This window comes from Sulfitobacter sp. M85 (genome assembly GCF_029285915.1).
Lineage (GTDB): Bacteria > Pseudomonadota > Alphaproteobacteria > Rhodobacterales > Rhodobacteraceae > Sulfitobacter > Sulfitobacter faviae.
In genome coordinates, this window is record NZ_JABECQ010000001.1 from 429,936 (window position 1) to 453,914 (window position 23,979).

Annotated in this window: 24 protein-coding genes; 11 read left to right on the plus strand and 13 right to left on the minus strand. The window is 62.5% G+C overall.

What is annotated here, in order from left to right:
• Positions 1-230: 230 nt before the first annotated feature.
• Positions 231-1,271 carry a uroporphyrinogen decarboxylase gene (gene hemE / locus HKX24_RS02180; protein WP_271692716.1) on the minus strand — a complete coding sequence of 347 codons (1,041 nt, stop codon included), beginning with the start codon at positions 1,269-1,271 and terminating at the stop codon, positions 231-233.
• An 84-nt stretch (positions 1,272-1,355) separates the two neighbouring features.
• Between hemE and hemC the strand changes: the two genes are divergently transcribed.
• From hemC to HKX24_RS02205, 5 genes are all read left to right on the plus strand, one after another.
• Positions 1,356-2,303: a hydroxymethylbilane synthase gene (gene hemC, locus HKX24_RS02185; protein ID WP_271692717.1), complete on the plus strand. Its 948-nt coding sequence runs from the start codon at positions 1,356-1,358 to the stop codon at positions 2,301-2,303.
• On the plus strand, positions 2,300-3,232 hold the full coding sequence (locus tag HKX24_RS02190) for a LysR family transcriptional regulator (protein ID WP_271692718.1): 933 nt from the start codon (positions 2,300-2,302) through the stop codon (positions 3,230-3,232). The genes hemC and HKX24_RS02190 overlap by 4 nt, the downstream gene beginning before the upstream one ends.
• A 62-nt stretch (positions 3,233-3,294) precedes the next feature.
• Complete coding sequence (locus HKX24_RS02195; protein WP_271692719.1) at positions 3,295-5,370, plus strand: hydantoinase/oxoprolinase family protein; 2,076 nt, start codon at positions 3,295-3,297, stop codon at positions 5,368-5,370.
• Between the two features lie 4 nt (positions 5,371-5,374).
• On the plus strand, positions 5,375-7,084 hold the full coding sequence (locus HKX24_RS02200) for a hydantoinase B/oxoprolinase family protein (protein WP_271692720.1): 1,710 nt from the start codon (positions 5,375-5,377) through the stop codon (positions 7,082-7,084).
• A 98-nt stretch (positions 7,085-7,182) separates the two neighbouring features.
• Positions 7,183-7,872 (plus strand): fumarylacetoacetate hydrolase family protein, encoded by a 690-nt coding sequence (locus HKX24_RS02205; RefSeq protein ID WP_067262780.1) that lies wholly within the window; start codon positions 7,183-7,185, stop codon positions 7,870-7,872.
• A 15-nt stretch (positions 7,873-7,887) separates the two neighbouring features.
• Here the strand turns inward: HKX24_RS02205 and HKX24_RS02210 are convergent, their stop codons facing one another.
• From HKX24_RS02210 to gabT, 4 genes are all read right to left on the minus strand, one after another.
• Entirely contained in the window at positions 7,888-9,255 is a 1,368-nt protein-coding gene (locus HKX24_RS02210; RefSeq protein ID WP_276153774.1) for a tetratricopeptide repeat protein, read from the minus strand.
• Positions 9,252-10,061: an alpha/beta hydrolase gene (locus HKX24_RS02215; protein ID WP_271692722.1), complete on the minus strand. Its 810-nt coding sequence runs from the start codon at positions 10,059-10,061 to the stop codon at positions 9,252-9,254. Before HKX24_RS02215 ends, HKX24_RS02210 begins: the two co-directional genes overlap by 4 nt.
• Positions 10,054-11,043 carry a P1 family peptidase gene (locus HKX24_RS02220; protein WP_271693872.1) on the minus strand — a complete coding sequence of 330 codons (990 nt, stop codon included), beginning with the start codon at positions 11,041-11,043 and terminating at the stop codon, positions 10,054-10,056. Before HKX24_RS02220 ends, HKX24_RS02215 begins: the two co-directional genes overlap by 8 nt.
• Before the next feature lie 232 nt (positions 11,044-11,275).
• Positions 11,276-12,676 carry a 4-aminobutyrate--2-oxoglutarate transaminase gene (gabT, locus tag HKX24_RS02225; RefSeq protein ID WP_276153775.1) on the minus strand — a complete coding sequence of 467 codons (1,401 nt, stop codon included), beginning with the start codon at positions 12,674-12,676 and terminating at the stop codon, positions 11,276-11,278.
• 181 nt (positions 12,677-12,857) lie between these two features.
• On the opposite strand from gabT, the gene HKX24_RS02230 reads away from it, so the two are divergent.
• Complete coding sequence (locus HKX24_RS02230; protein ID WP_209216952.1) at positions 12,858-13,409, plus strand: cupin domain-containing protein; 552 nt, start codon at positions 12,858-12,860, stop codon at positions 13,407-13,409.
• A 71-nt stretch (positions 13,410-13,480) separates the two neighbouring features.
• Here HKX24_RS02230 and HKX24_RS02235 read toward each other — a convergent pair whose 3' ends face one another.
• The 4 genes from HKX24_RS02235 to HKX24_RS02250 all read right to left on the minus strand — a co-directional run bounded on the left by HKX24_RS02235 (position 13,481) and on the right by HKX24_RS02250 (position 16,242).
• Positions 13,481-13,648: a hypothetical protein gene (locus HKX24_RS02235; RefSeq protein WP_271688683.1), complete on the minus strand. Its 168-nt coding sequence runs from the start codon at positions 13,646-13,648 to the stop codon at positions 13,481-13,483.
• A 139-nt stretch (positions 13,649-13,787) separates the two neighbouring features.
• Positions 13,788-15,512, minus strand: a complete 1,725-nt coding sequence (locus tag HKX24_RS02240; protein ID WP_271692724.1) for a histidine kinase dimerization/phosphoacceptor domain -containing protein — start codon at positions 15,510-15,512, stop codon at positions 13,788-13,790.
• Positions 15,513-15,514: 2 nt separating this feature from the next.
• Positions 15,515-16,072, minus strand: coding sequence for an RNA polymerase sigma factor (locus tag HKX24_RS02245; protein ID WP_067264157.1), 558 nt, complete (start codon positions 16,070-16,072; stop codon positions 15,515-15,517).
• Positions 16,072-16,242: a NepR family anti-sigma factor gene (locus tag HKX24_RS02250; protein WP_197470876.1), complete on the minus strand. Its 171-nt coding sequence runs from the start codon at positions 16,240-16,242 to the stop codon at positions 16,072-16,074. The genes HKX24_RS02245 and HKX24_RS02250 overlap by 1 nt, the downstream gene beginning before the upstream one ends.
• Before the next feature lie 93 nt (positions 16,243-16,335).
• Between HKX24_RS02250 and HKX24_RS02255 the strand changes: the two genes are divergently transcribed.
• From HKX24_RS02255 to HKX24_RS02265, 3 genes are all read left to right on the plus strand, one after another.
• Positions 16,336-17,145, plus strand: coding sequence for a response regulator (locus tag HKX24_RS02255; RefSeq protein WP_067264155.1), 810 nt, complete (start codon positions 16,336-16,338; stop codon positions 17,143-17,145).
• A 106-nt stretch (positions 17,146-17,251) separates the two neighbouring features.
• Positions 17,252-17,557 (plus strand): DUF883 family protein, encoded by a 306-nt coding sequence (locus HKX24_RS02260; RefSeq protein WP_067264153.1) that lies wholly within the window; start codon positions 17,252-17,254, stop codon positions 17,555-17,557.
• A complete protein-coding gene (locus HKX24_RS02265; protein ID WP_276153777.1) occupies positions 17,558-17,908 on the plus strand; it encodes a phage holin family protein in 351 nt (116 codons plus the stop codon). It abuts the gene before it with no gap.
• On the opposite strand, the gene HKX24_RS02270 is transcribed toward HKX24_RS02265, so the two are convergent.
• On the minus strand, positions 17,859-18,230 hold the full coding sequence (locus HKX24_RS02270) for a hypothetical protein (RefSeq protein ID WP_271692726.1): 372 nt from the start codon (positions 18,228-18,230) through the stop codon (positions 17,859-17,861). The two genes, HKX24_RS02265 and HKX24_RS02270, sit on opposite strands and share 50 nt — an antisense overlap.
• A gap of 90 nt (positions 18,231-18,320) precedes the next feature.
• On the opposite strand from HKX24_RS02270, the gene HKX24_RS02275 reads away from it, so the two are divergent.
• Complete coding sequence (locus HKX24_RS02275) at positions 18,321-19,049, plus strand: Crp/Fnr family transcriptional regulator (RefSeq protein WP_271692727.1); 729 nt, start codon at positions 18,321-18,323, stop codon at positions 19,047-19,049.
• Positions 19,050-19,052: 3 nt separating this feature from the next.
• Here the strand turns inward: HKX24_RS02275 and HKX24_RS02280 are convergent, their stop codons facing one another.
• From HKX24_RS02280 to HKX24_RS02290, 3 genes are all read right to left on the minus strand, one after another.
• Complete coding sequence (locus HKX24_RS02280) at positions 19,053-19,982, minus strand: YihY/virulence factor BrkB family protein (protein WP_271692728.1); 930 nt, start codon at positions 19,980-19,982, stop codon at positions 19,053-19,055.
• Positions 19,983-20,030: 48 nt separating this feature from the next.
• Positions 20,031-20,876 (minus strand): formate/nitrite transporter family protein, encoded by an 846-nt coding sequence (locus tag HKX24_RS02285; protein ID WP_168612603.1) that lies wholly within the window; start codon positions 20,874-20,876, stop codon positions 20,031-20,033.
• A gap of 167 nt (positions 20,877-21,043) precedes the next feature.
• The gene (locus HKX24_RS02290) at positions 21,044-22,306 is read right to left on the minus strand and encodes an Hsp70 family protein (protein WP_271692729.1); all 1,263 of its coding nucleotides are present in this window, start codon (positions 22,304-22,306) and stop codon (positions 21,044-21,046) included.
• 158 nt (positions 22,307-22,464) lie between these two features.
• Between HKX24_RS02290 and HKX24_RS02295 the strand changes: the two genes are divergently transcribed.
• Positions 22,465-23,949, plus strand: coding sequence for an ABC transporter substrate-binding protein (locus HKX24_RS02295; protein WP_271692730.1), 1,485 nt, complete (start codon positions 22,465-22,467; stop codon positions 23,947-23,949).
• Positions 23,950-23,979: the final 30 nt, after the last annotated feature.

Consider the following 23,979-nt stretch of genomic DNA (forward strand, 5'->3'; position numbering starts at 1 on the left):
CCCGCGGTCAGGCGCTGACCCTTCGGTGACGGTTACCATCCCGGCCCGGAGTCAAGCCGCAGGCGCCGGGCCATCGCCTGCCCGCCCCACCGGGTAGGCGATTTGGTATGGCTTGGCGTGACCTCGAGGGCGCAACTCAAGGCTGATAGATAAAGTGGCTATAACAGCCGTCAGATCGCCCACCCGCGGGCAGGCGATGGCCCTCGATCTAAACTTTGGGCGTTGGCTTGTTACCCCCGCGTCCCGCGAACGGTATCAATCATCAACTGCACATTCTCCGGATCCGCATCCGGCGTGATCCCATGCCCGAGGTTGAAGATATGCGGCCCCTTCGACAGCGCATCGCAAATCGCCCGCGTCTCCTGCACCAGCGCATCCCCACCCGTCACCATATGCGAGGATTTCAGGTTGCCCTGCACACAGCCATGCGGCTGCACATGTTCGGCCACCCACTCGGCGCTCACCCCGTCATCGACGGCGATGCAATCGGCCCCGGTGGCGGCATGTAGATTGGCGAAACGCGCCCCGGCTCCACGCGGGAAGGCGATCACGGGCACGCCCGGATGACGCGCCTTCAGCGCGCTGATGATCTGGCGCAGCGGCTCTGTCGAATAGCGGTCGAAATCCGTGCCTTCCAGCGATCCGGCCCAGCTGTCGAAGAGCTTTACCACCTCGGCTCCTGCCTTGATCTGCATGTCGAGGTATTCGATTGTCGCCAGCGTGATCCGCTCCATCAGCTCATCGAACACCTCGGGGTTCTCGTCCTTTAGCGCATGGGCTGGCCCCTGATCCGGCGTGCCCTTGCCCGCGATCATATAGGTCGCCACCGTCCAAGGCGCGCCTGCGAAACCGATGAGCGTCGTCTCTTCGGGCAGTTCGCGCGACAGGATGCGCACTGTCTCGTAGATCGGCGCGAGATGGTCGTGGATCGCATCAGCAGGCTTCAGCGCCTCCATCTCGGCCTTGGTCGTGATCGTCGACAGCCGTGGGCCCTCGCCAGTGACGAACCACAGATCGGCGCCGAGCGCTTGTGGCACAAGCAGGATGTCGGCGAAAAGGATCGAAGCGTCGAAACCATAGCGGCGGATCGGCTGCAACGTCACCTCGGCGGCCAGTTCCGGGTTGTAGCACAGCGACAGGAAATCGCCTGCCTCGGCCCGGGTCGCGCGATACTCGGGCAGGTAGCGCCCGGCTTGCCGCATCATCCAGATCGGCGGCGTCGGCAGGGTTTCGCCCGCAAGGGCGCGCAGGATGGTCTTATTCGCAGTCATTATGGCGTTCCTATTTGTGGCAAACCCGTAGGTAGCGCAGGTACAGCAGTTGTCAGTTCATGTCGACGGGGGTAGGGATGCGTCATGACGTATCAGCTTCCCACCCCGGCCCGGCCTCTCAACATCGGCACACGCGGATCGCTTCTGGCGCTCGCGCAGGCGAATGAGGTGCGCGACCGGCTCGCCGCCGCCTTCGATCTGCCGTTCGAGGCTTTCACCATCGTCGTGATCAAGACCACGGGCGACAAGATCATCGACCGCCCGCTGAAAGAGATCGGCGGCAAGGGGCTGTTCACCCGCGAGATCGAGGCCGCGCTGCTCGACGACTCCATCGACATCGCGGTGCATTCGATGAAGGACATGCCGACGCTGCAACCCGAGGGGCTGTTGATCGACACCTATCTGCCGCGCGAGGACTGCCGCGACGCTTTCATCTCACCGCATCTGAAATCCATTAGCGAGTTGCCCGAAGGCGCGGTCGTCGGCACCTCCAGCCTGCGCCGCCGCGCGCAAGTGAAACTGCGGCGGCCTGATCTGGAAGTGGTCGAGTTTCGTGGCAACTTGCAGACTCGTTTGAAAAAACTTGATGACGGTGTGGCGGAGGCGACCTTCCTCGCTATGGCCGGGCTGAACCGCTTGCAAATGGACGACGTGCCGCAGGCTGCCGTGCACCCCGACGACATGCTGCCTGCCATCGCGCAGGGCGCCATCGGGGTTGAGCGGCGCGAGGACGACAGCCGCGCCGCCGAGATGCTCTCGGCGATCCATGACCGCAAGACTGGCGAACAGCTTGCCGCCGAACGCGCGTTCCTCGCCACCCTCGATGGGTCTTGCGAGACACCCATCGCCGGTCTGGCCGAACTCAACGGCAGCGAGATGCGCCTGCGCGGCCAAGTGCTGCGCCCCGACGGGTCGGACGCCATCGGCGATGACGTGACCTGCGCCATTTCCGACGGGGCCGAGGCGGGCGAGGCGATGGCCCGCAAGCTTCTGGTCGAGGCCGGACCGGGTTTCTTTGACTGGCGCGAATGATCGGCAATCTCTTCACGCTGAAACAGCTTGAAGCGCTGATCTGGGTCGCAGACCTAGGCAGTTTCCGCCGCGCCGCCGCGCATCTGAACACGACACAGCCCAATATCTCAGCCCGGATTTCCGGGCTGGAGGCAACCTTGGGCGTCACCCTGATGCAGCGCGATGCCGGGTCGATCCGGCTCACCGAAAAGGGCACCGCACTGCTGGCCCAAGCCCGCCGCGTCCTGCGCGAGGCCGAAGCGCTGGTCGAGACCGCCGCGCGGCCCGACCTGATCGACGACAGCCTCCGCCTTGGCGTGACCGAAGTGGTTGCCAGCACATGGCTGCGTCCCTTTCTGCGCGCGCTGGCCGATGCCTATCCCAATCTCACTGTCGAACTTACCGTCGATCTCTCGCGCGATCTGGATCAGGAGCTTGCCGCTCATGCGCTCGACCTGACCCTGCAAACCGCACCCTTCTCGACCCCGGCGAGCGGGCGGCTGGATCTGGCGACCTATGACTACATCTGGGTGGCCGCGCCGGAATTGGCCGCCCAGATCGGCCCCGCGCCCGACTTCGACGCCATGCTGCGCCATCCGGTGCTGGGCCATGCGCGGCATACGCAGGCTCATTCTGATCTGATCGGCCATTTCGATGGCTCGACTGCCCCCAAGGCCCGTTTGGTGCCCTCCAGCAGCCTGTCGGCGGCGATGAACATGGTGCTCGACGGGATGGGCGTCGCCGTGATGCCGCGTGTCATGGTGGCTGGCGCGCTGGCCGATGGGGCGCTGCGGATTCTACCCGCCGCGTGGCACCCGCGCCCGCTGCAAGTCGCCGCGCGTTATCACGCGGATCGCACGCCCGCCTATGTCGCCCGCGCCGCTGAACTGGCCCGCGACTGCGCCCGAAGCTTCGATGTCGAGGATCGAAAAAACCTTTCACACCCATAGAATATAATAATTTGCACCGATGCTGTGCCCACCCCTATCCTGCGCCCAAACAGGAGTGAGACATGGCATCAACCATCCGACTGGGCGTAGACATCGGCGGCACCTTCACCGACGTGGTGCTGGAAAAGGGCGGCGAGAGTTTCTCAACCAAGGTGCTGACCACCTATGCCGCGCCCGAGAACGCGATCATCGACGGGATGCATCAGGTCTGCGCCAAGGCCGGGATCACGCCCGCCGACCTCACGCAGATCATCCACGGCACCACGCTGGCAACCAACGCGCTGATCGAACGGCGCGGGGCCAAGACCGCGCTGATCACCACCCAAGGCTTCCGTGACGTGATCGAAATGCGCACCGAAAGCCGGTTTGAGCAATATGACCTCAACCTCAACCTGCCCGAGCCGCTGCTGCCGCGCCAGATGCGCTACACGGTGGAAGAGCGCGTTGATGCGACAGGCGCCGTGCTGGTCCCGCTTGACCGCGCCGAGGTCGAAGCGCTGGCCGACCGTATTGCCGAAGCGGGCTATGAAAGCGTCGCGGTGGGGCTGATCCATTCCTACCTGAACGATGCGCATGAGCGGATGGTCCGCGAGGTTCTGGAAGAGAAGCTGCCGGGCGTCATGGTCTCGATCTCCTCCGAGGTCTCGCCGCAGATGCGCGAGTATGAGCGGTTCAACACCGTGGTTGCCAATGCCTATATCAAGCCGCTGATGAAGAGCTACCTCGGACGGCTCGAAGGGCGGCTGCAGGACGAAGGTGTGGGCTGCAACATCTTCCTGATGCACTCCGGCGGCGGGATTATCTCGATTGAAAGCGCCGCTGAATTCCCCGTGCGGCTGGTGGAGTCGGGCCCCGCAGGCGGCGCGGTTTTCGCCGCCAACATCGCCGCGCGCTACGGGCTCGATAAGGTGCTGAGCTTTGACATGGGCGGCACCACGGCCAAGATCTGTCTGATCAAGAACCAGACGCCCAAGACCAGCCGGGGCTTTGAGGTGGCGCGGACCTATCGCTTCAAGAAAGGCTCCGGCATGCCGATCTCGATTCCGGTGATCGACATGGTCGAGATTGGTGCGGGCGGTGGCTCGCTGGCCCATGTGGATGCGATGCGGCAGATCCGGGTGGGGCCGGAAAGCGCGGGCTCCGAGCCGGGGCCTGCCTGTTACGGGCGCGGTGGGGAGAAGCCCGCGGTGACCGATGCCGATCTGGTGCTGGGCAAGCTCGACCCCGACAATTTCGCGGGCGGTTCGATCCGGCTCGAAACCTCCAATTCCGAGACGGCGCTGAGCCAGATCATCGGGCAGGAGCTCGACATGGACGCTGCCACCACCGCCTTCGGTCTGGCCGAGGTGGTGGACGAGAACATGGCCAACGCCGCGCGGGTCCATGCGGTGGAGAACGGCGAGGACCTCAGCGACTACACGATGATCGCCTTCGGCGGCGCGGCCCCGCTGCATGCCGGGCGGCTGTGCGAGAAACTGGGCGTCGAGCGCCTGCTGGTGCCGCCCGGTGCCGGGGTCGGCTCAGCCATCGGTTTCCTGCGCGCGCCTTTCAGCTTCGAGGCCAACCGCTCGGTCTACATGAAGCTGTCGGACTTCGACGCGACCCGCATCAAGACGCTGCTGGCGGAACTGCGCGACGAGGCCACCGGCTTTGTCCGCAACTGCGATGCCGGGGCCAAGATCCTGTCGGAATACAAGGTCTACATGCGCTACAGCGGGCAGGGTTGGGAGATCCCCATCGTGCTGGACGAAGCGGACGCGCTAAACCCCGATGCCGCGCGTTTCGAGGCTTTGTTCGAGGCCGATTACGCCAAGCTTTTCGGCCGCACCGTCGAGGGCTTGGACATCGAGATCACGGTCTGGTCGGTCAATGCCACCACCCCGCCCGAGGCGGTCGCCCGCACCGCAGAGCAGTCCCCGGGTGCGGCGGCGAATGTGGCTCTAACACGGCGTATTTTCGACCCGGCGCTTTCCGAGTACTGCAAGGCCGACGTCGTGCTGCGCGGGCAGATGGCCCCGGGCCAGACCGCCGAAGGCCCCGCCGCCATCACCGAGGATGAGACGACAATCATCCTGCCCGCCTCGCGCCGGGCGATCTGCCAGCCCGACGGCTGCATCGACATCACCGTGAAAGGGTAAGCCCATGGCACAGACACATTCCAACGTCGCCTATCAGGTCATGTGGAACCGCCTCATCTCGGTGGTCGAAGAGCAGGCGCAGGCACTGGTGCGCACTGCCTTCTCGACCTCGGTGCGCGAGGCGGGGGACCTTTCCGCGGGCGTCTATGACACCGAAGGCCGGATGTTGGCGCAGGCTGTCACCGGCACCCCTGGCCACGTCAATGCCATGGCGGACGCCGTGGCGCATTTTATCCGGCGTATTGGGCGGCAGAACATCCTCGAAGGCGACGTCTATATTACCAACGATCCTTGGGAAGGGACCGGTCACCTGCATGACATCACCATGGTCACGCCCTCCTTCCACCGCGGCAAGCTCGTGGGGTTCTTCGCCTGCACCGCGCATATCGTCGACATCGGCGGGCGCGGGTTCGGCGCGGATGCGGCGAGCGTCTACGAGGAAGGGCTCTATCTGCCGATCATGAAGTTCGCCGATGCGGGCAAGGTCGATGAGACGCTGGTGCGGATCATCCGCGGCAACGTGCGCGAGCCGGATCAGCTGATTGGCGACATCTACGCGCTGACCACCTGCAACGAGATCGGTCACCGCCGCCTCATCGACATGATGGAGGAATTCGCCCTCGACGATCTCACCGGCATCGCCGCCTTCATCCTCGACAATTCCCGCCGTGCCACCTTGGAGCGGATCGCGGCGCTGCCACGGCAGCAGGCGACTGGCGAGATGACGATCGACGGCTTCGACACGCCGATCACGCTGAAGGTCACGGTGAGCATTGCCGAGGATCACATCTTGTCGGATTTCGCAGGCACCAGCGGGATCGATAAGAAGGGCATCAACTGTCCGTTGGTCTATACCAAGGCCTATGCCTGCTACGCGCTGAAATGCGCCATCGCGCCGGAGATTCCGAACAACGCCGCTTCGCTGGAGCCGTTCCGGATCACCGCGCCCGAGGATACCATCGTCAACGCCGTGCACCCCGCACCGGTGGCCCTGCGGCATATCGTGGGCCACTTCGTGCCAGATACGGTCTATGCGGCGTTGGATCAGATCCTGCCGGACCTCGTCCCGGCCGAAGGGGCGGGGTGTCTGTGTAACTTCCAGGTCAGCCTGCGGCCCCGCACCGATACGCAAGCGCCCGCAGGCGCGCGCCGGGCCGAGGTGCTGACCTTCAACTCCGGCGGTTCGGGAGCGCGACCCGAGCACGACGGGCTCAATGCCACGGCCTTCCCCTCGGGCGTGATGACCATGCCGGTGGAGGCCACGGAACATGCCGGTCCCGTCGTCATCTGGCGCAAGGAGTTGCGCCCCGACAGCGGCGGCGCGGGGCGCCAGCGCGGCGGGCTGGGGCAATATATGGAAGTCGGCGCGCGCGAGGGGCATGAGTTCGACATGCAGGCCATGTTTGACCGCGTCGATCACCCCGCACGCGGGCGGCAGGGCGGCAAGCCCGGCGCGCCCACCACCATCGCCCGCGACGACGGCACGCCGATGCGCGGCAAGGGCAAACAGTTCGTGCCACATGGGGCGAAGGTGCTGATGGCCTTCCCCGGCGGTGCCGGCTACGGCCCTGCCGAGGAACGCCCCAAGGCGCAGGTCAAGCGCGACCTTCTGCGCGGTTACATCAGCGCCGAGGTTGCGGCGGCGGACTATGGGCTCAGCGCCGAGGAGATCGCCGAGGTGCAAGAGGCCATCCGCAAAGGCGGCGAACTGTGAAAGAGTGGCCGCTCAAAGGCTTATAAGCGCAAGGGGTCATTGACTGTTACGAAGCGCGGGTGTTCCTTGGCGGCATTATGCCAAAAGGAACACCCGTGATGTATGTGATTGATCCCCCCAAGCAAAGCAGCCTTGCCGTTCAAGGCACCAGCGACCGTTTTCCGGTGCGCCGTGTCTTTTGCGTGGGCCGCAACTATGAGGCGCATGTGCTTGAGATGGGCAATGACATGCGCGACCCGCCGTTCTTTTTCACCAAACCCGCCGATGCCACGCTGGATACGCCCTGCACCGTGCCCTATCCGCCGCTGACGGAGGATTTCCACTTTGAGGCCGAGCTTGTCATCGCCATCGGCAAGGGCGGCGCGAATATCGCGGAAGCCGATGTGATGGATCACATTTGGGGCGCCTCGGTGGGCATTGATTTCACCCGCCGCGATCTTCAAGCACAGGCCAAGAAGATGGGCCGCCCGTGGGACTGGTCCAAGGCCTTTGACAACTCCGCGCCCATCGCGCCGATCCTGCCCATGGCCGATGTCCCCTCGGTCGAGAAGGGCCGCCTTTGGCTCGCGGTGAATGGCGAGATGAAGCAGGAGGCCGATCTGTCGCAGATGATCTGGTCGGTGCGGGAGCATACCGCCACCCTGTCGCAGGCCGTGACCTTGGCGCCGGGTGACATCATCATGACCGGCACGCCTGCCGGTGTCGCGGCGGTGCAGCCCGGCGATGTGATCACCGGGGGGGTCGACGGCATCTCCGAGTTCGAAGTCACCGTCGGCCCGCGCGCCTAAAGCGCGCGGTTCGGTCTAGGCCCCGGCCAGCGTGCGTTCGGCCCGCGCGCGGGCTTGGGCCGCCAGATCCGGCAGGCCGGTCTTTTCATAGACCTCCCCCAGCATCAGGTTCAGCGGCACGCCATCGGGGTCATAGGTGCGGCGCATCTCAAGCACCTGCTGCGCGGCAGAGGCCCGTCCATCGCGCACCAGCGCGTCGAGGTGGATTTGCTCGAACAGGTCACGCTGCGCATGGCTGCCGCCGCATTCGGCCATGCGGGGCAGGGCCATGCCAAGCTCGCGGGTCGCCGTGGCCCAATCCCCCTTGGCATGGGCAGCGATGCCCCGGGCGGCGGGCAGTGCGACCTCGGCCCATGCGGCGTGGTCATGGGCGGCAGTCTCACTCGCGCGGGCATTGATCGCGCTGAGCATCTCTGCCGCCTCGGGCCGCCCGGTGCGGCAAAGGGCATAGAGATATTGCAGCGTCAGGAAGGGGCTCACCGTATCCGCCCCACGGGCCGCCACATGGTCGGCCACATCGCCCCAACGGTCGCCCACATCGACACCCGCGAATTCCATCCGCGCCAGCAGGGACACGGCGCCGACTTGGTCTTGGGAATAGTCCTTTTCCAGCCCCCAGATACGCTGGTCATAGGCGGCGCGCACATCGTCGTGACGGCCCTGCGACAGGTAGAACAGCGCCAGATGCCACCAATTGTGGCTCCGCATGAAGGAGTTCAGATCGCTCCACGTCTCGGCCACGCTTTCCATGAAACGCGCCCCTTCGGCGACGCGGCCTTGCGTTAGCATCACATGAGCAAGGGCGTGGTGCGCCCAAGGCTCATCATGGCGCAATTCCATCGCCCGGCGGGCAGCAGCCTCGGCCCGGTCGAGCAGATGGCATTGCTCATAACCAAAGGCGATCATGCCGTGGGTATAGGCAATGTCTTCGGCCTCGGGCAGGGATTTCAACGCCATGCGCAACATGCCTGCGGCATCGCCGGTGTTGAACAGGTGGTATTGCGCCAGTTTCAGCATCGCCAGATCGCGCGGCCATTTATCGGTGATGGCATCACAGGCGGCGACGAGGGCGGGCACATCGCTGTCGATCCAATGCCCAACGGCGCGGATCACTTCTTGTTCGCGAGCATTGGCGCCGGGGGCTGCCTTGGCGCGGTCCAGATAGGGGCGGGCCTTCTCAGGGGCGATGGGGTGTTCGAGGAACATCCACAAGAGTGCCGCATAGGCATTGACCAGCGGGCCATCGGGGTCGGCATCGGCGGCGGCGATGATGCCCGCGGCCTTGGGTTGGTAGGACAGGAAGCCGTGGATGAAGTCATTGATCGCCTGCAAGGTTTCCGGGCGGTCGGTAGAGGTTTCCAATCCGTAAAGGTCTTGTGTCATCTCGGGTCTCCGGCGGTGTCGTGGAATTGGCGCAGATGTTGGGCGACGGCCTCGGCGGCGTCCCAATGGATCGAATGGCCCGCCTCGGGCAGGGTGGTCTGGGTCACATCGGGAATTTCTGCAAAAGCCTTCTCGGCGGCGGCGCGGGGGATCAGCAGGTCTTCGGCCCCGTGGAGCACTTGGGTCGGGCAGGTCAGCTCAGCGGGCCGTACCGTGGGGCGGAAACCGCGCAGCGCTTCGAGTTGATGGGCCATGGCATCTGCGCTCTGTGCATGGGGATAGGCCAGTGCTGCGGCGAGGGCGGCCTCGGTATTGTCAGGATCGGTGAAGAAACCGGGGGCGAAAATCCAAGGGTAGAGCGCGCGCAGCCAAAGCTGCTCCCCTTCTGGCGCGCGGCGCACGGCGAGCAACGCATCGAAGACTGCCATGGTCCGGGGTGCGCGAACTGGGGCGGAGGCGAGGATGCTCAGCGCTCGAATGCGACCCGGCGCGAGGCCAAAAAGCTCCATCGCCATCAGCCCGCCCATCGAATGGCCGACAACGTGAAAGGTGTCATGCCCCAGGTGATCCATCAGCGCCAGCGCATCCCGCGCCATCTGCGCGACGGAGGTTTCGGCGTTCCAAGGGGTCGTGCGCCCGGTGCTGCGGTTGTCGGGCCGGATCAGGGTGAAGTGATCGGAAAGCAAAGGGTCCAGTGCGCCCCAACTCGCGCTGTCGCTCAGCATCCCGGCTAGCATCAAAAGCGGCGGGCCGCGCCCGTCGACCTCGTAGTGAAGTGAGATATCGGAGAGGGGCAGATCAGGCATTCAACGTGCTCCAACAAGGCAAAAGATCCCCATCGGCGGGGGTGGCCGCATAGATGGCGCGGGCGATGGCGCGCGACAGGCAGAGGGCCGCGGCATGGCCGATCATCGCCACATCCCCCGCAGGCCGCGCCGCGGTGGAGAGGGAGAAGACCAGATCGCCGTCATTGGGCATATGCGCAGGCACCACGGCGCGGGCGATGCCGTCATGGGCCGCCACGGCGACGCGCTGGCATTCGGCCTTGGTCAGCGTGGCGTCGGTGGCGACGATGGCGATGGTGGTATTGGCGCGGGCCGACATGGCCGCCATCTTGCGGCTCTCGAAGCTCAGCCCCAGCCCGGCGGATGGGTCGGGGCCTAGCCCGCCGAACTCTCCGTCGATCTCAAAGGGGGCGGCGTGGAAATAGCGGTCGCCGGGGGTGGTGACGGCGCCCACCGGATTGGCCCCGACAAGCGCGCCGACCGTGCTGCCATCGGGCAATTGCAAACTGGCGGAGCCGAGGCCCCCTTTGACCATCGCGCTCAGCGCGCCGGTGCCCGCGCCGACAGAGCCTATTTGAAAATCTTCGCCCGCCGCTTCCAAGGCTTGGCGGCCAAGATCGGCATAGGGGTTCTGCGCCCAATCCTTATCGCCGCCGTTCAGCAGATCGAAGAGGATCGCGCCGGGCACCAGCGGGATCAGCGCGTCCCCCACGCGAAAGCCGCGGCCCTGTGCGCGTAGGGCATCCACCACCCCCGAACAGGCATCCAGCCCATAAGCAGAGCCGCCCGAGAGCACCAGCGCATCGACCGCCGCGACGGTTTTGTCGGGGGCCAGCAGGTCTGTCTCTCGCGTGCCGGGCGCGCCGCCCATGACGTGGACAGAGGCGGTGAAGGGCGCGTCGCCGATCAGCACGGTGCTGCCGGATTTCAGCCGCGCATCCTGCGCATTGCCCACCTTCAGCCCTGCCACATCGGTGATCAGGTTGCGCGGGCCGGGACGCATTGGCGCGCTCATGGCAGGCTCTTCACGTGAAACATCCCCGCAAGGGTGCGCATGGGGCAGGGGGCAAACAAGGGCATCGTCACTCCGGCGTTGATTTCGGGCGGAGTTTGCGCGCTTCCCCGGCGGATGCCAAGGGCCGAGGTGGGACAGGATGCCCCCGCCGGAGGGACGCCATAAAAATGGGCGCGCAGGTTGCCCCGCGCGCCCGATCCATCCGGTGTGACCGCTTGGTTTACTTCTGGTCTTCGGCGACAGCGGCGGCGACGGCCTCTTCAAAGATGGCGAGCCCCTCTTCTACGATGGCGTCGGAGGCTGTCAGCGGGACCATCACGCGCACGGCGTTGCCATACATGCCACAGCTCAGCAGCAGCAGGCCGCGCTTCAGCGCATGGGCGATGACCCGTTTGGTGAAGTCGGCATCGGGCTTGGCGCTGTCGAAGTCGGTCACGAACTCAACGGCGACCATGGCCCCAAGGCCACGGATGTCCCAGAACCGGAAGGGGGCGGAACGCTTGCCAATCTCGGCAAAGCGGGCTTTGAGCGTGTCGCCCATCGCGGTCGAGCGGGCCAGAAGACCTTCGTCTTCGATCGCCTCGATGGCTGCCAGTGCCGCAGCGCAGGCCACCGGGTTGCCGCCATAGGTGCCGCCCAAGCCGCCGGGGTCCATAGCGTCCATCACATCGGCGCGGCCAATGACACCGGCCAGCGGATAGCCACCTGCCATGGATTTCGCCACGGTGATCAGGTCTGGCACCACGCCGGAATGCTCGATCGCGAACCATGTGCCGGTGCGGCCAAAGCCCGCCTGCACTTCGTCAGCGATCAAGAGAATGCCATGCTGGTCACAGATCGTGCGCAGCTCTTGCATCATTTCGAAGGGCACGGGGGTGTAGCCGCCTTCGCCAAGCACCGGCTCGATGATGATCGCGGCGACACGTTCGGGCTGGGCATCGGTGAGGAAGAGGTTTTTCAGCCCGGTCAGCGCGTCCTGCACGGTGATCCCGTCGCGGACAGAGGGGAAAGGCGCGCGGAAGACATCCGCGGGGAAGGGGCCGACATCTTTCTTATAGGGCGTGACCTTGCCGGTCATACCAAGCGTCAGCAGGGTACGGCCGTGGTAGCCGCCGGTGAAGGCGATGACGCCCGGGCGGCCGGTGGCGGCGCGGGCGATTTTCACGGCGTTCTCAACGGCTTCGGCGCCGGTGGTGACCAGCAGCGTCTTCTTGGGCGCGTCACCGGGGGCGAGCGCGTTCAGCTTCTCGGCCAGTTCGACGTAAGGCCCGTAGGGCACGACCTGAAAGCTGGTGTGGGTGTAGTGGTCTTCCTGCGCCTTGGCGGCCTCGACCACCTTGGGGTGACGGTGCCCGGTGTTCAGCACGCCGATGCCGCCGACGAAGTCGATGTAGCGGTTGCCTTCCACGTCCCATAGCTCGGCGTTCTCGGCATATTTCGCGTAGATCGGCGCGGCGGAGGCGACGCCGCGCGGCACGGCGGCATCGCGGCGCGCGATGAGGTCGGCGTTGGTCTGACCGTCGGGCTGGGTCGCTGGGTTGGTTTCGACCACGGAGATCTGCGGCGCGGCTTTGGCTTTGGCCGCGGATTTCCGGGGTGATTTCTTGACGGTGCTGGACATGGAACAGATACCTTATTGCGAAAGAGAGGGGGCAGTGACGTGTCGTTTAAAAAATCCATATTCCGTTTAATATAATTGTCAATCGCGATCGCAGCCTCTATCTAACAATTCCCGTGACCCCCCGGTTGACCCAAGGCCGTGCCCCGTAGCGGCGGCGCGGGGGCCTACAAAGGACAAGCCATTGAACGTCGGCGATAAACTCAGAGCGATCCGCAAGAAACACGGGCTCTCCCAACGGGAGCTTGCGGCCAAGGCCGGGCTGACCAATGGCACGATATCGCTGATCGAAAAGAACCGAACCAGCCCCTCGGTCGCGTCGCTCAAAAGCCTGTTGGACGCGATTCCCATCAGCATGGCCGAATTTTTCGCGATTTTAGAAGAAGACGACAGCGCCAAAGTCTTCTACCGCGCGGAGGAGTTGACCGAGATTTCACCAAGTCATCAGGGCGGCGTATCCCTGCGTCAGCTGGGCAGTGCCGCGCATCACGCGCTTCAGGTTTTGCATGAAACCTATGAGCCCGGCGCCGATACCGGACCTGAGTTTCTGAGCCATGAGGGCGAAGAGGCGGGGGTCGTGGTGCGCGGGAGCATCGAAGTAACGGTGGATGGCGCGGTCAGCTTGCTTCATGCCGGGGACGGATATCTGTTCGACAGCCGCCTGCCGCATCGGTTCCGCAACACCGGGTCCGAAAGTTGCGAGATCGTCAGCGCCTGTACCCCGCCCAGTTTTTAAAAAAAGGTGCCCCATAAATATCGACCGCCCCGAGCATTCTGCTCGGGGCGGTCGATAGGGGGTGTCAGGTCTTAGTAGTCTGACCGGTAGTTCGACCTTTGGGTCTCCGGTTGCTGTTTTTCGCGCCCGGTGCGGTCCTCATCCGGGTGAAGTTCCCTTCGGCCCGTGGTGAGGGCAAGGATGATGACCGCCGCTAAGGTCAGGATGGTCAGACCGCCGAGAAAAAGCTCCGTGGTCATCTCCGTGTTCCTCTTTAGCACTGCGTTTCAGGTGCTCAACCGCGCGCAGGCCAAAGGGTTCCGACAAATTTTTCGCCTATGACGAGTCTGTGATCGGTCCGCCACGTTTTGGGCCAGATTCCATTGGGGCTTTGGGGCCTCAGTAATCGTAGATCATTTTACTGTCGGTCGGGACGTGGAAGTTCACCCTGATCTGATAGATGTCGTCGTTGGTTTCGACCTCGACCTGGCCGTTCAACTGGCGGGTAAAGGCTAGGATCAGACGCGAGCCTAGCCCGGTGCCGGACTTCACCTCTTCGGGGTTGCCGATGGTGTTGCGCACTTCGAGCATCGCCTGCTCTGGCCCGGTTTGGATCAGTTTAAGCGAAATAAAGCCTTTGCCATGTTCGACTGTCGAGACGTATTTAAGCGCATTGGTCAGCGCCTCAGAGACCAGCAGGGTCAGCGGCGCGGCATCGTCGGCGTCGATCTTGATTGGCTCGAAGGACTGTTCGACCTTCACGCCAGAGCCGGAAGGCAAGCCGACTGAGAGCATCTGGCCCACAATCTCACGCAGCAATTCGCTGGCATTGACGCGGACCAGATCGTCATTCTGATAAAGGTTCTTATGCACCGTGGCGAGGCTGAGGATACGGTCTTGCAACCGGCGCAGCACGAAACGCGCATCTTCGCTTTTGGCCTGCCGGATCTGCATGTTCATGATCGAAGAGATCAGTTGCAGGTTGTTCTTAACCCGGTGATGCACCTCTTTCAGCAGGATGTTTTTCTGCCGAAGGCTGTCTTCCAACGTCGCCTCGTCCCGCAAGATGGATTCCGCCATGCCAACAAAAGCAGACTCCATCTCGACCAATTCGGTGGGAACCGAGGGGCCGAGTGTCCCACGCGGCAGGGTGCGGTTCAGCGCGAAGCGCCGCATCTGCCGCCCGAGCTTGCGGATATGGTTGATCGCCAGACGGTTCAGCGCCCAGAAGGCCACGATAAGGCTCGCCAGCCACATGACGATGGGCAAAAGCGCGCTGAGGCGGGTCGAAACGCCGGTGTCCAAAAACGGGGTGTTGCTGGGCCAAACGCTAAGCGCGAAGACCGTGTCGGGCACGATCGGCACGATCACATAGGCGCGTTCTTGGCCGTCGGAATTTTGCGAAAGAAAGACATTGGGCTCTTTGGTGGTCAGCAGCGACAGGGCGACATCGTTGGGATATTCCGTCTTGGCCACCTCAAGCCCGTTTTCGGTGGTAAGGATATGACCCATCTTATTGAGGGTCATCATCGCAACGCTGCTGTGTTTGGACTTGGGCTCGCGGATCGCGTTGATGGCATCCTCGGGGATGCTAAGCGCCATGAAGCCGATCAACTCGCGCTCTTCGTAGACCGGCGCGTTGATCAGCGTGACCACTTGGTTGCTGACCGCCCCCTGCAACACTGGCATCGCGCGGCGGACGGGGTTTTCCAGCAGGGTCTGGAAATTCTCATCCTGCGAAAAGTCATGATCCTGCCCCGTGGAGGAGCAGGTCATTTGTCCGTCTAGCCCGATGAAACCCACAAGCGAATAAATGTCTGACGCCTGTTTGTATTCCCTAAGGAAGGCCGTGCATTCCTCGGGATCTTCCCGCCTGAGCCGCACGATGGCGGTGAGCGCTTCTGCCGCGCCAAAGGCCTCTTGGATCACCCGGCGTTCCGCCGCGGAGGCTTGTTCCGTGACGGCGATCAGCGATAGCTCCGCGCTTTGGCGACTTTGATCCGCGATCTGCCGTGTCTGTACAACCGCGATCAGCCCGATGGGCAAAAGCGCGAGAGACAGGAACAGCAGGATACGGATCGTCAGCCCACGCATCAGATCACCGCTGAAGAAGCCAGATGTCATATTTAGAAAGAGGAAACTTTAGATGCGGATAGGACAGACATTGTTGCGTCATCGGTCATTTCAAGCGACTCGTCGTCATGGTGACCCAGCAGTTCGGCAAGGCGGGCACGCGCCCGGTTGGTGCGGCTTTTGATGGTGCCAACAGCGACCCCACACATTTCCGCGGCCTCTTCGTAAGAGAAACCGGAGGCCCCGACAAGAAGCAGCGCTTCGCGTTGTTCGTCCTTCAAAAGAGCCAGTGCCTTGCGGAAGTCGGTCATCTGCATGTGGCCATCGTGCGCGGGCTTTTCGGCCAGCCCATCGGTCAGCACGCCATCCACGTCCGAGACTTCGCGCTTCGCTTTGCGGCGCGAGGAATAGTAGGTGTTGCGCAGGATCGTGAAGAGCCAAGCACGCATATTTGTGCCTTCTTGGAACTTTTCGATGTTGGTCCACGCCTTGACCAAGGTATCCTGCACCATGTCGTCTGCCGTGGCACCATTGCGTGTCAGGCTGATGGCAAAGGCCCGCATGGCCGGCAGATGTTCTACCAGCTCGTCGCGCGGATCGGGACGGGTCATCATGACGTTCCTTTTTCTGAATCCTGTTCCTTCAACTTCTGAAGCAGATCCTTGAAACGATCAGGGATGCCTTCTTCGAGCGTCTCATCGAAGACCCGTTTGAGGTTGTCGTCGATGACGCGCTCGCGCTCGTCCTTGTTTCCTGAATTCACTAACATCACCTCTGGCATCGTCGTCTCGTTTGAATAATTATGCATGCATACTGGAACCAAACACAATGTCGACGTGTTTGGTTCCAAGAAAAGTAAAAAGGATTCGACTAGATGAACGATGCGACACAAAAGACCAGCATCAGCGATGAACTGGGAGCCAACATCCCCTACCTTCGCCGGTTCGCGCGGGCGATGACAGGCAGCCAGACCAGTGGCGACACCTTTGCCGCGGCAGCCCTCGAAGCCATCTTGGTTGATCGCTCGGTGCTCGATGGAGTAGATACAAAGACGGGTCTTTTCAAGGTTTTGTACGGTATTTGGGCCAGCGCAGGTGCCCCGGTCGAAGAGGGCGAAAGCGGCCCGCGGGCCAAGGCACAGCGCCATCTTTCCAGCCTCACGAACAACAGCCGTGAAGCGCTTTTGCTGCACACGATCGAAGGCTTCTCTCACGGGGAAATCGCCAAGATCATCGGTGTGGATGAGGCCGAAGCGGGCGAGTTGATCCAGATCGCCCATCGCGAAATGGCCGACAGCACCTCGGGTTCGGTGATGATCATCGAAGACGAAGCCATCATCGCGATGGACATTGAATCCATCGTGGCCGAGATGGGCCACCGGGTGACCGGCATCGCCCGCACCCGCGAAGAGGCGGTGAAACTGGGCAAGGCCGATGTGCCGGACCTGATCCTCGCCGATATCCAGCTGGCCGACAACTCATCGGGCATCGACGCGGTGAACGACCTGCTGAACGAGCTGGGCATGCGTCCGGTGATCTTCATCACCGCCTTCCCCGAGCGTCTGCTGACCGGCGACAAGCCCGAGCCTGCCTTCCTGATTTCCAAACCTTATTCGGTTGATCAGGTCGTCTCGGCCGTGTCGCAAGCGATGTTCTTTTCCTCCACGGAAACGCTCAACGCCTGAAGCTGAGCCGCGAAAACAGGGTTCCCCGCGCGCAACGTCGCGCAGGGAACCCTTTGCATTAAAAGCGCGTGCCGCCTAACATCACCCAAACATTCAGGAGGCCCGCATGGCCAAGACCACAACCGCTGCCGCAAAAGAGGTGACGATTGACGATCTGTCGGATCAGATCGCACTTCTTAAAAAAGACATCGCATCGCTGACCGAAACCCTGGGCGACTATGGCAAGGCCAAGTCGGAAGAGATGCGGGACAATGCCCGCAATGCGGCGAATGATTTCGCCGATACGGGGCGTCTCAAGGCGATGGAAGTTCAGCAACAGGCCGAGGAATTCCTCAAGGCCCAGCCCGGAACCGCTTTGGGGATTGCCGCAGGCATCGGTTTCCTCGTCGGTCTTGTGACGGCCCGCCGCTAAATGCTGTCTTCGGTGATGCAACATCTGCGCGGCTCCCTGCGACGGGCGCTGCGTACCGCCATGCTCAGCGCCGGGGCCGTGCTTTTTTTGCTGATCGGCCTGCTGTTTCTTACGCTGGCGGCGTGGCTTTACCTCATCACCGTCACCACAGCGCTCACCGCCGCGCTGATCCTCGGCGCGTTTTATTTCGGTATGGGCTTTCTCTTGCTCGCCATCGCCGGGTCAGATGGTGAGGCCGCGGCGCAGCCGTCCCGGCAAGAAGACCCCGCCGCTTCCGATCATGATGGCCTGAAGAACCTGGTCATGGCATTTCTGGCTGGCATAACCGCGGGTCAGAAAGCGCGCCGTTAATAGCGGCCAGCAGGTTGCTGCTGGAAAACGGGCGGGTGATGAATTTCAACCGCTCGCCCACCTTCGCCAGCCGTGGCGTATCGTTCATGATGCAGATGATCGGAAACCACTCCTGCAAGTTCGACAGTTCCGACAGATGCTGCTGCAACTGTTCGCGCCGCAGCGACAGGACCGCGAATTCCGTGTCGTTGACGTTGTCCACCAAGACGCTGAGATCAAAGCTTTCCAATACTTCAATTTGAGATTGCGGAAACGCGGCAGAAAGCGTTTCATTTATGTCTGAACAGACCAATGGGTCCGGTTCGTAGATCAAGATCGACATGGTCTTCCCCCGGGTAAGCAAAGTCGCCGGTGTAGGGGGTGCGCAAAACGCGCGCATTAAACTAAGACATATGAAGGCAAATTTTATCTAATGACGACACAATGCCGCTATTGCCCCCTTCGGCGCAAGGATGCCTTCCTGCCGATGTCGAAAGAAGAAGTGAGCTTCATGGAGAAGTTCAAGTCGGGTGAGTTGACCGTCGAACCGGGCACGCCGATCCTGCTGGAAGGGTCGAACTCGCCCCAGCTTTACACGGCGCTCACCGGAATGGGCATCCGCGACAAGACGCTAGAGAACGGCAGCCGGCAGGTCATCAGCTTTGTCTTCCCCGGCGATTTCATCGGGCTACAGGCAGGCATCATGGGCGAAATGGGCCATTCCGTCGAAGCCCGCACCCATATGCGGCTCTGCGTTTTCAACCGCAGTGAGTTCTGGAACTTCTTCAAATCCCACCCCGAACGCGCTTTTGACATCACTTGGCTGGCCGCCATCGAAGAGCATTTCATGGGCGAAGTCCTCGCCACCATCGGCCAACGCACCGCGATGCAGGCCATCGCTTGGGCGATGGTCAAGATTTTCGAACGCGGCCAGTCGCTCGGGATGGTCACCCACAACCAGATGCTGCTGCCCTATTCCCAACGCGATCTGGCCGATGCGCTTGGCCTCTCGGTGGTGCACACCAACAAGACCCTCGGCGCCCTGAAGGAGCGTCAATTGCTGTCATGGTCCGACAGGGTGCTGCAAATCAACGATCTCGCCGCCTTGGCGAAAGAGGGGATGACCGATCCGGAAAGCCGCCAAAAACGCCCGCTGCTCTAACCGTCAGTCCTGCGCCAGATCGATATAGGTATCCGCCGCCTCCGCCCCGCGCTGACCCCGCGGTTTGGCCGGGCCGACGGTGCTGTCAGGCCGCGTCCGCCGCTCCACCTGCGCGTTCAATGCGGCCCCAAACAAGATCAAAAAGCTGCTGATCCAAAGCCAGATTAACATCGCGATCACCGCCCCGATCGAGCCATAGACCTGATTATAGTTGCCGAAATTGGCCACATAATAGGAAAAACCGATGGAGAGCACCGCCCAAGACAGCACCGCCAAAATCGCCCCGCTGCTGAGCCAAGGCAGCCGCGCCGCCCGCCGGTTCGGCCCAAAGCGGTAAAGCACCCCAACCCCAGCAAACAAAACCACCGTCGCCACGGTCCAACGCAAAAGGTCGGCCACCGCATTGCCAAAGGGGCCAAGCGGGATGAAGGCCAGAATGATCGGCGCGATCACTACCGCCAGCAGCGCCACGATGCCGACCGCCACAAGGCTCACCGTCAGAAGCAGGGCATGAAGGTAGTGTTTCGCGGCATTGCGGTTGCGCTCATTGTAAACGGCGTTCAATCCGATCACCATCGCCCCCACCCCGGCCCGGGCGGACCAAAGCGCCACCAGCAATGACACGATACCGGCCCAACCCAATGTATCGGCCCGCGCGGTGACCAAGCCGGTCACCTGCGTATTGATGATGTCATAGACATCATCCGGCAGCAGTCCGCGCACTTCCTCCAATTGGGCGACGACGACGACAGGGTCTGAAATCAACCCCAAAAGCGCGATCAATGCGGCCAGCGCCGGAAACAGCGACAACATGGCGAAAAACGCCACCCCGGCCGAGATCAGCGCAAGGTTGTCCTCCGCCGCCTGTTTCAGGCTCGCCTTGAAAGCATCCCAATAGATCGCCGGTCGGGTCGGGGGTCTGCGCAACACCAATGCCATTCCTCTCAATTCGGCCCCGCCATTGATCGGGACCGCTTTGCCTCAACTGTCCTCCACATCGTCGCGGACCTGGCCCCAAGCAACAAGGGTGAAGACCACCGTGCCGCCGATGATGTTGCCCACAAGCACCGGCAGGAAGAAGCCAAAGATCGCCTGACCGACCCCCAAGCCGCCATGCAGGATCAGCGCGGCCATCTCGACCGAACCCGCGACGATATGCGTGAAATCCCCCGCCGCAATCAGCCAAGTGAAGGTCAGGATCAGGAAAAAAGCGGTCTCATCCGCCTGCGGAAGCATCCAAACGATCAGCGCCACGATCACGCCCGCCGGAATGCCCCGCCAGAAAGCCTCCGACACCCCCATCCCGGTGGCATGTTCCGAAAGGCTGATAATGGCGGGCAGAATGTTTTCTGGAATCGCAGGCGTATAGATAAATAGCGCCGCCGCCGCAAAGGCCCCGACGACATTCGCCCCCAATACAACACCCCAAAGCCGCAACAGGCTGCACAAAACACCCAAACTACGCTCCTGCATCAGCGGCAAGACGGTGGTGATGGTGTTCTCGGTAAACAACTGCATCCGGCCCATGATGACCGCGATGAAACCCAAGGAATAGCCAAGGTTCTCTAGCAAAAACCGCCACTCCGCATCCGGCAGATAGGTCCGGAAAATCGCCTCGCCCAAGACAGAAAGACTGATCAGCATCCCCGCGGAAATCCCCGACCAGATCAGCGAACGGTTGGTTCGATTCAACTCGTCGCGCCCCTCGCGCCGGATTACCTCATAGATCAGCTTGGGCGACAGCGCCGCCGCATCACTGACAGAGCGTTCTTCCGCCTCCTCCTGCACAGCAGAGGTCGGGGGTTTCTTCTGGATCAGTGGGGCCATTCGCGTTCTTCCTGAAATTCATGGACATGATGAACATAGCCCGCCCCGACCATCTGCACAGTAAAAAGACCGCAGCCCCATGCCGCACCACCAGCGGCCCTGTCGAGCCTCCCCCCTTCACCTTCATCCTTTCTCAAATACCGATCCCGCACTCTCAACCAGCCGGATCAGCCGTGTTCATTCCCACCGGCCCGCAAGGCCAACCCCTCAACAATCGCCGTCAGCGCCGCCCCCCGATGCAGTTCCGCCCGGGGAAACCGCGCCCGCATCTCCTCTTCGACCACCGCCATCAGGCTCGACCCGCCGACAAAGATCAGCCGGTCCACTGCCTCGGGCGCGAGGCCTGCCTTCTGCGCCGTCGCCTCTGCCGCGTCCCCCATCTGGACGGCGAGCTTCGACAGCCGCTTGCGCATCCAATCGCGAGGCAGGGGCAAGGTCGCGCGGGGTTTGAGCATCGACAGGTCGATCACCGGTTCAGCATCCCCCGCGTCGCCCGCCCCGTTGGCACGGATTTTCCCCGCTTCGACAGCAAAGGCGAGGTCATGACCAAGCTCTTCATCAAGCACTTTGACCAAGCGAGCCAGACGTTTGGGATGTTCGGCGAACTTATGGAGTTCCGCCGCCGCCTTACGGGTCTCCGGCCCATAGAGAAACGGGATCTTCGCCCAAGTGGCCAGATCGTTAAAGATCGCATTGGGCGCGATATGTGTGTCACCCCCGAAAGCGTGGCGAATTTCGCTGCCCATGCCAAGCTGCGGCATCACCCGCCCGATCGACAGGGACCGGTCGAAATCGGTCCCGCCCAGCCGAATGCCGTGGCTTTCCAGAATGTCGATCTCATCATTCCCGCGCTGCCGGAACAACGTGAAATCCGAGGTGCCGCCGCCAATATCGATGACCAGCCCCAGATCCCCGGGACGCAAGGCCGCGCGATTGGCAATTGCGGCGGCTTCGGGTTCGTTCATGAAGTCTACGTGATCGAAACCCGCCCGGCCATATGCCTCGCGCAGGTCTGTCAGGGCTTGTGCATCGCGGGCGTCATCGGCGGAATGAAAGCGCACCGGACGCCCCGAGAGCGCACTGTCGAAGTACATTCCCGTGGCGGCTTCGGCCTGCGTTTTGACCCGTGCCAGAAACCGCGCCACGATGTCGATAAAATCGAGCCTTTCGCCCAAAAGCACCCTTCGTTCGCGCATCAGCCGGGTGCCAAGCAGGCTTTTCAACCCGCGCATATAGCGGCCCTCTGCCCCGGCCAGCAGCGCGTCGGATGCCGCGGCACCGATCCGCATTTCCCGCGCCTCGAAATCAAAGAAGACCGCCGTCGGAAGGGTCTGTGCCTCGGCCTCCAGCGAGATCAGTCGCGGGGTGCCGCCGATGGCGATGCCCGCCGCGGTGTTGGAGGTTCCGAAATCAATCCCCAGCGTGGCCATGATGTTCTCCTGATGCCTTTTCACGGTCGGCCGATGCGCGGCGCGCCCGTGCAAAGCACCCGCGATACCCTTCTCGCGCGCGCTTGGCAACGAAGGCTGGCGTGCCGCGTGGCTTTTGGCTAGCCTCGCAAAAAAATACACCAATATGGGAGACTTTCATGAACCGTTTGAACCGCTTGATGACCGGTGTGGCCAGCGCCGCATTGGTCGCTGCCGCCACGACGGCCCTTGCCAAGGACGACATCACCGTCGCCATGCAGCTTGAGCCGCCGCATCTCGATCCGACCTCCGCCGCTGCGGGCGCCATCGACTCGGTGCTATATACCAATGTTTTCGAAGGGCTGACCCGCTTCATGGGCAATGGCTCTGTCGTGCCCGGGCTGGCGGAATCTTGGGAGATTTCCGAAGACGGTCTGACCTATACCTTCAAGCTGCGCGAGGGGGTCACCTTTCACGATGGCACCACGATGGATGCCGAGGATGTGAAATTCACCCTCGACCGGATCAATGCCGAAGACAGCGCCAACGCGCAAAAGGCACTTTATTCCGCAATCTCCGAGGTGAATGTCATCGATCCCCAGACCGTTGAGGTCAAACTGAGCGAGCCGAACGGCAACATGCTTTTCAACCTCGCCTGGGGCGATGCGGTGATCGTGGCGCCGGAATCGGTCGAGACGATCAAACAGACCCCAATCGGCACCGGCGCTTTCAAATTTGAGAACTGGAACCAAGGCGACAAGATCACCCTGACCCGGAATGAAGACTATTGGGGCGAAGCGCCTGCGCTGGCCAGCGCGACGTTCAAATTCATCTCGGACCCGACAGCGGCTTTCGCCTCCGTCATGGCCGAGGATGTCGATGTTTTCACTGGCTTCCCCGCGCCCGAGAATATCCCCCAGTTCGAAGCCGACCCGCGGTTTCAGGTTCTGATCGGCTCGACCGAAGGGGAAACGATCCTGTCAATCAACAATCAGCGCGAACCTTTCGATAACGTCAAAGTGCGCGAGGCCGTGGCCCATGCCATCGACCGGCAGGCGATCATCGACGGCGCGATGTTTGGCTATGGCACGCCCATCGGCACCCATTTCGCACCGCATAACCCGGACTACGCCGACCTGACGGAGATGAGCAGCTACGATCCCGAGAAATCCAAAGCGCTGCTGGCCGAGGCCGGTTTCCCCGATGGGTTCGAGACGACATTGCACCTGCCGCCCCCATCCTACGCCCGCCGCGGGGGTGAGATCATCGCCGCGCAGCTGGCCGAGGTTGGCATCAAGGCGCAGATCACCAATGTCGAATGGGCGCAGTGGTTGGAAACCGTGTTCAAGGGTAAGGATTTCGGCCTGTCGATTGTCAGCCACACCGAGCCGATGGACATCAACATCTATGCCAACCCGGACTATTACTTTCAGTATGACAATGCCGAATTCCAGTCTCTGATGACCGAGTTCAACAAGACCGCCGACCCCGCCGCGCGGAGCGAGATGCTGGCCAAGGCGCAGCGTATCATCGCCGAAGACTATGTAAACGGTTACCTGTTCCAGCTCGCCTTCCCGACGATTGCCAAGGCTGGTGTCGAAGGGCTTTGGGTGAACGCACCGACACAGGCGACCGATCTGACTGGTGTCAGCTGGGCGGAGTGATCTGAAAGGATCATGTCGAGACACTAAAAA

Coding starts and splice junctions, on each gene's coding strand:
- hemE (WP_271692716.1), bottom strand. CDS start 1,271: ATGACTGCGAATAAGACCATCCTGCGCGCCCTTGCGGGCGAAACCCTG.
- hemC (WP_271692717.1), top strand. CDS start 1,356: ATGACGTATCAGCTTCCCACCCCGGCCCGGCCTCTCAACATCGGCACA.
- HKX24_RS02190 (WP_271692718.1), top strand. CDS start 2,300: ATGATCGGCAATCTCTTCACGCTGAAACAGCTTGAAGCGCTGATCTGG.
- HKX24_RS02195 (WP_271692719.1), top strand. CDS start 3,295: ATGGCATCAACCATCCGACTGGGCGTAGACATCGGCGGCACCTTCACC.
- HKX24_RS02200 (WP_271692720.1), top strand. CDS start 5,375: ATGGCACAGACACATTCCAACGTCGCCTATCAGGTCATGTGGAACCGC.
- HKX24_RS02205 (WP_067262780.1), top strand. CDS start 7,183: ATGTATGTGATTGATCCCCCCAAGCAAAGCAGCCTTGCCGTTCAAGGC.
- HKX24_RS02210 (WP_276153774.1), bottom strand. CDS start 9,255: ATGACACAAGACCTTTACGGATTGGAAACCTCTACCGACCGCCCGGAA.
- HKX24_RS02215 (WP_271692722.1), bottom strand. CDS start 10,061: ATGCCTGATCTGCCCCTCTCCGATATCTCACTTCACTACGAGGTCGAC.
- HKX24_RS02220 (WP_271693872.1), bottom strand. CDS start 11,043: ATGCGTCCCGGCCCGCGCAACCTGATCACCGATGTGGCAGGGCTGAAG.
- gabT (WP_276153775.1), bottom strand. CDS start 12,676: ATGTCCAGCACCGTCAAGAAATCACCCCGGAAATCCGCGGCCAAAGCC.
- HKX24_RS02235 (WP_271688683.1), bottom strand. CDS start 13,648: ATGACCACGGAGCTTTTTCTCGGCGGTCTGACCATCCTGACCTTAGCG.
- HKX24_RS02240 (WP_271692724.1), bottom strand. CDS start 15,512: ATGACATCTGGCTTCTTCAGCGGTGATCTGATGCGTGGGCTGACGATC.
- HKX24_RS02245 (WP_067264157.1), bottom strand. CDS start 16,072: ATGACCCGTCCCGATCCGCGCGACGAGCTGGTAGAACATCTGCCGGCC.
- HKX24_RS02250 (WP_197470876.1), bottom strand. CDS start 16,242: ATGCCAGAGGTGATGTTAGTGAATTCAGGAAACAAGGACGAGCGCGAG.
- HKX24_RS02255 (WP_067264155.1), top strand. CDS start 16,336: ATGAACGATGCGACACAAAAGACCAGCATCAGCGATGAACTGGGAGCC.
- HKX24_RS02260 (WP_067264153.1), top strand. CDS start 17,252: ATGGCCAAGACCACAACCGCTGCCGCAAAAGAGGTGACGATTGACGAT.
- HKX24_RS02265 (WP_276153777.1), top strand. CDS start 17,558: ATGCTGTCTTCGGTGATGCAACATCTGCGCGGCTCCCTGCGACGGGCG.
- HKX24_RS02270 (WP_271692726.1), bottom strand. CDS start 18,230: ATGTCGATCTTGATCTACGAACCGGACCCATTGGTCTGTTCAGACATA.
- HKX24_RS02275 (WP_271692727.1), top strand. CDS start 18,321: ATGACGACACAATGCCGCTATTGCCCCCTTCGGCGCAAGGATGCCTTC.
- HKX24_RS02285 (WP_168612603.1), bottom strand. CDS start 20,876: ATGGCCCCACTGATCCAGAAGAAACCCCCGACCTCTGCTGTGCAGGAG.
- HKX24_RS02290 (WP_271692729.1), bottom strand. CDS start 22,306: ATGGCCACGCTGGGGATTGATTTCGGAACCTCCAACACCGCGGCGGGC.
- HKX24_RS02295 (WP_271692730.1), top strand. CDS start 22,465: ATGAACCGTTTGAACCGCTTGATGACCGGTGTGGCCAGCGCCGCATTG.